Below are 4,596 nucleotides of genomic sequence, written 5' to 3' on the forward strand. Positions count from 1 at the left end.
GTGCCGCGCCGGCGCGGCCGGTGCCACCGGCTCCGCGGGGAGCACGGTGCCCTCCAACACGGGAGGCGGGGTGGTGTCTTTGGCCAGCGACAGCGGCGCGTCGCCACTGCGGTTGGCGCGGTGTTCGTCCAGGTCATGCACGCTGCCCACGGCAGCGGAGACGGACTCAGTCATGATGGGAACTACTCCTGTCCTGTTCATGGTTCAGGGGCCCGGTACGGCCGGTGAGCTGGCCGGCCTGGCGGCCGTACCGGGGCGGAGCTACCTGGCTGCGCGCTCCACCAGGCGCAGGCGCTTCTCTGCCTCCTGGCGGTCCTTGCGGGCGGCCTGACGCTCCGGACCGCGGGGAGCGGAACGCTCCCTCACGCGTGCTGTGGCAACGTCGTCCTTCGCGTTGTCCAGCGCCCGCTTGTGAGCCGCTGCCTCGCGCTCGCCGCGGTCCTGCGCAGCGCGGTCGATGTTGTCGATCTGCTTGTCGATGCGGCTGGTGTCGCCGTAGGAGCCCTTGGCGCCCTTGAACAGCAGCCGGGCACGCTTCGCCTTCTCCGAGTTCGTGTAGACGGGCTTCGCCATGGGTCAGCGCCCCTTTCGGTGAGTGTGGGTGAAGCGCGCCCGCCGGCAGTCCGGACACCTCCGGTTCGGCGGCATCGGCTGCCCGCGGGGGATGACGATGGCCTCCGGGATGACAGCGCCGCACACGGCCTGAGTCACCCCCCTGACCAACACGGGGTCGCACTTCGGGCAGTGGAAGTGAGACGGGACAACGTGGGTAGCCATCGTGGCTGCCCCTCTCTGGTTGTTGTGGTCTGGCGGGTTCACCACCAGCGGACGCGCTTCTCTCGCTGATGCAGCTCCACATGCGCCACGCACTCCGGGCAGTCCTCACGCCACCCGAGGTGTGCGTGGACGCTCTTGTCGTGGGCGTGCACCCAGCACTGCGGGCACTCGCCTTCCGGGATTTCCACCGTCAGGACCCCTTCCGGATGCTGTTCCACACGTCGCGGAGGATCAGGACGCACACCGTGAGGCACACAGTGGCGATGGCTGCCGAGACCAGCGAGACGGCGATGGCGACGGACAAGAAGGTGGCCGCCACTCCGATCCCGGCCCACTTCGCGGCGCCACCGGACGACTTCACGACCGGCGCCGGCGCCTGCACAGTGCGGACGGGCTGCTGCTGTGCGGCCTGGATCGCGGCCAGCATCAGCGAGAACTGATCACCTTGCCGTGCCGCTTCGACGGCGTCACGCGACGCCTTTTCGATCTCTTTCATGGAGTTCTCCAAGCTCACAGGGCGAACAGGGAGCCCTGTGCATCGTCGGGTTGGGAGCGAGCCGCCCGGTTGCTCGCGCGGCGTGCACCGTCGTGGCAGTCCGGGCACCAGGCCCGCAGCCGCGAGGCGGGAAGCCGCGCCGCCGCAAGGGCAGGCGTCGTCGGGTCGGCAGGCGCCGCTGCCGGGTGGATCGGTCCGCGGTGCTTGCTCGCGTGCTGGTCGTGCTCACGCGGGCAGCGACCGTCGCCCTTCTTGTGGGCGCTGCCGCACTCACCGGTGCACTGGCAGCGGTAGCCCGCGGCCTGCATGACGGTGCGCCAGGGGCCGGGTAAGGCGATCGGTTCGCTCATGCCGTCGCCTCCGACCGCACCAGCGCCAGCCGCTCAGGCGCCGGCTGCTTGCCCTGCATCTCGTCCAGCCGGGCGTAGACCCTCTGGACGTAGGAGCGCGAGCGGGTGGCCTTGCGTGCGGCGTCCCCGATGCTGTCCCCCATCACCCAGCACACCCGGATGACGTTCTTGGCGTTCTCGGTGGACAACCGCGGACTCTCTCCGCTGTCCACCTCCGGAGGGGTGTCGGTGTCCACCTCGTCCCCTGCCTCGTCCTCCGGCATGGGCGGGGTGTGCACCTGCCCGGCACCACAGATGACCTGCAGCTCAGGCTCCGGCTCGACCGGTGCGGCCTCGACCTCGACGGCCGGGGGCGTGTCCAGTGTCGGCAGGGGGGCACTGTCCACCTTCGGGGCCTCAATCACGGCCTGCTCGGTGGACACTTCAGCGACGACCGCAGGCAGTTCAGGCACCGCGGGGGTGACACCGAACATGTCCACCAGGGCCGCGTCCGCGCCTTCACGGATGCGGGTCCGCTGCACCTCGACCAGCGAGGCGCCAAGCTGCTCGTCACCGACACCCACACGCTTCGCGAGACGCCATGACGCCTTCTCGGAACGCTCCCGCACCCACTTCGTGGGGTGGTTCGCGGCACGCGCCCGGTGGTAGTTCAGCCGCTGTACCGTCTCCGCGTTCCTGCGCCGCGCCTCCATGTCCACGCCGGTGCGGAACACCACGATCCTGCGGGCCAGCAGGCCCAGGCCCTCGGCAGAAGCGGACATCGCCATCGGCGTCATCGCGTACACGACGGCCTCCGTCGCGTCGTCCGCCACCGCAACACCAGTCACCGCGGCGGCCAGCGGAGCGCCCCACATGCCCAGACGCACAGGCGCCGGCGCCGACTGGCCCAGCATCGTCAGCCCGACCATCACCAGCGCCAGGACGAGCGTGACGCCCTCGCCGCCGGCGACGACGCCCAGCGCCGTAGCGCTGCGCTTGAACTCGGCAACGACGTTGGTGTACGTGCCCCATCCGCCGGCCGCGCCAGCGGCCACCATCGGCACACACGCCAGGATCAAGACCGCAGTCTGACCACCGGACAGCTTCGGCATTCCCTTGGATGCGGTGCTCACAGGGCACCTCCTGTCGTGATGAGCGCGGCGACCAACAGCGGGCCACCGGTCGCGAGGATGAGGTTCACGGAGCGCTGCAAGCCGCGCATCTTCGCGACGGCGATGCCGGACAGCGCGACCACGTGGCCTGCGGTGCGGTCCTGCGCCAGCTCTGCCGCCACCTCGTCGGCCGTCAGCTGTGCCCACCGGGGAAAACCGACCCGCTCCGCAGTCGCGGAGAGCCGGGGCCGCACGACGAGCAGAAGCAGCGTCACCGACGCCAGCAGCATCAACAGCGCGAGGCCGCCCACGATCCGGGCAGTCAGCGGCACCCACGGCTGCGCGCCCACAGTCCATGTACCGGCCAGCGCGACACCGTTGAACGCCAGCAGCAGCGACGCCTTCGTGTCCGTGCGGGCGATCTCCGCCTTCACCTCACCGTGCGCGGCAACCAGTACTTCGCGGCTCATCGCTCGCCTCCGCTCTCAGCGCGACGGCGCATCTGAAGAGCGACGTGCATGACGACGCAGAGCGCGACGCCCGCGATGCTGACGACGAGGCGGACCGTCCGCGGGACGGGAAGAACCCACACCGCCACCAGGACGGCGAGGACGGCCCAACCGCCGTAGGTGAACAGCCAGTTCCCGAGACCGTTGCGGGATTTCACGCGATCACCTCCGAGAGCGCGTCGGCGCGGTTGGCCAGCGACCGCCGCGCGGCGAGCACGCGGTTGCGGGCGCGGCGGATGCGCCGCTCGTCCAGCTCCGACGGCGTCCGGTCCAGGGTGATGATCTGCGCGTCCAGCAGGTCGACCTCCGCCGTGATGACGGGCATCTCCTGCTCGATCGCGTCCAGCTCCGCAGCCGTCGGCTCGCGGTCGTACTCAGCGGCGGTAACAACCGCCTGAACAGGTCCGATGTGCTTCATGGGTCGTGATCTCCCTAGTGATCGGAACGGCCCAGCAAGGCGCCCCCGGAGTTGCAGCCCCGGGGGCGCGTGCCGTTCGCGGATGGTGGTGCGTGGTCAGCGGTGCAGGGGCTGGCGCCAGACGTAGGGCGGCAGCGTGGCTGCGGCCTTGAACGTCCGTAGGGCGGCGCCGTCGGCCGCGTCGGGCAGGGCGTAGACGCGCGCGTCTTTGAGGGAGGCGAGCATCCGCGCTGCGTGGTGCTCGCAGCCGTCGACCCCGGCCCCGGAGCGGTCTACGACGGTGACCGCGACTGGGCCGTCGCAGTCGCTCGGGTCGGCCGGGTGTACGGCCGGGCAGCGGCCGGTGTCCGTCTCCCGGGCGATCTGGCGGTCGTACCCGGCGGCGATCCGCTGCCGCCACGCGGCATGCACGATCTCCCGATGATCGAACGCCAGGCCGTCGGTGTGTGCCGTGACGGCCAGCGGCAGCCACAGCACGGCAGCGGCGTCGTCCCCGGCGCGGGCCGTGGTGCCGGCCGGGACGGTGACCGCGTACGCCACGGAGACGTACCGCCCGCGCGGGTCCCTCCCCGGAGCGTCATAGATCCCGACCAGCGTCAGGTCATCCTCGCGGACTGCGACGCCGGTCTCTTCCAGCAGCTCTCGCACGGCGGCCGTACGGGAGGTCTCTCCCGGGTCAACGTGCCCGCCGGGCAGGGCCAGGGCCCCCTCGAAGGGCTCCCAGCCGCGCTCGATCAGGAGCACGGCGCCGTCGTCCTCGCGCACGGCGACCACGTCAGCGGTGTAGCGGATCGTCTCGAACGTCTCGGTCTCACCCATCAGCGACCGCCCTTCGCACGCGAGTTGTCCTCGCTGCGCTTGTTCGCCTCGCCCGCCTTGCGGGCTAAGTCGTCCCGCTCGGCCTCTGTCAGACTCGTAATCACAGGTGACTCCTCATCAGTTGCCTGTGTGGCGC

The 4,596-nt window shown here is 70.8% G+C and carries 8 protein-coding genes and 1 pseudogene; all 9 read right to left on the minus strand.

Annotated elements, in window-relative coordinates; translation table 11 throughout:
- Positions 1-261: 261 nt before the first annotated feature.
- A complete protein-coding gene (locus tag ACRDP3_RS03990; protein ID WP_431515404.1) occupies positions 262-573 on the minus strand; it encodes a hypothetical protein in 312 nt (103 codons plus the stop codon).
- 242 nt (positions 574-815) lie between these two features.
- Positions 816-965, minus strand: coding sequence for a pRL2-8 (locus ACRDP3_RS03995; RefSeq protein WP_431515405.1), 150 nt, complete (start codon positions 963-965; stop codon positions 816-818).
- A gap of 2 nt (positions 966-967) precedes the next feature.
- A complete protein-coding gene (locus ACRDP3_RS04000; RefSeq protein ID WP_431515406.1) occupies positions 968-1,273 on the minus strand; it encodes a hypothetical protein in 306 nt (101 codons plus the stop codon).
- Between the two features lie 14 nt (positions 1,274-1,287).
- Positions 1,288-1,623, minus strand: coding sequence for a hypothetical protein (locus tag ACRDP3_RS04005; protein ID WP_431515407.1), 336 nt, complete (start codon positions 1,621-1,623; stop codon positions 1,288-1,290).
- A complete protein-coding gene (locus tag ACRDP3_RS04010; protein WP_431515408.1) occupies positions 1,620-2,735 on the minus strand; it encodes a hypothetical protein in 1,116 nt (371 codons plus the stop codon). Before ACRDP3_RS04010 ends, ACRDP3_RS04005 begins: the two co-directional genes overlap by 4 nt.
- A complete protein-coding gene (locus tag ACRDP3_RS04015) occupies positions 2,732-3,184 on the minus strand; it encodes a Pycsar system effector family protein (RefSeq protein ID WP_431515409.1) in 453 nt (150 codons plus the stop codon). The genes ACRDP3_RS04010 and ACRDP3_RS04015 overlap by 4 nt, the downstream gene beginning before the upstream one ends.
- Complete coding sequence (locus tag ACRDP3_RS04020; protein ID WP_431515410.1) at positions 3,181-3,381, minus strand: hypothetical protein; 201 nt, start codon at positions 3,379-3,381, stop codon at positions 3,181-3,183. The genes ACRDP3_RS04015 and ACRDP3_RS04020 overlap by 4 nt, the downstream gene beginning before the upstream one ends.
- Positions 3,378-3,641 (minus strand): DUF6284 family protein, encoded by a 264-nt coding sequence (locus ACRDP3_RS04025; RefSeq protein WP_431515411.1) that lies wholly within the window; start codon positions 3,639-3,641, stop codon positions 3,378-3,380. Before ACRDP3_RS04025 ends, ACRDP3_RS04020 begins: the two co-directional genes overlap by 4 nt.
- A 402-nt stretch (positions 3,642-4,043) precedes the next feature.
- A pseudogene (locus ACRDP3_RS04030) lies at positions 4,044-4,460 on the minus strand (NUDIX domain-containing protein); the annotation flags it as partial.
- Positions 4,461-4,596: the final 136 nt, after the last annotated feature.

The sequence above is a fragment of the Streptomyces sp. genome (genome assembly GCF_050698815.1).
GTDB lineage: Bacteria > Actinomycetota > Actinomycetes > Streptomycetales > Streptomycetaceae > Streptomyces.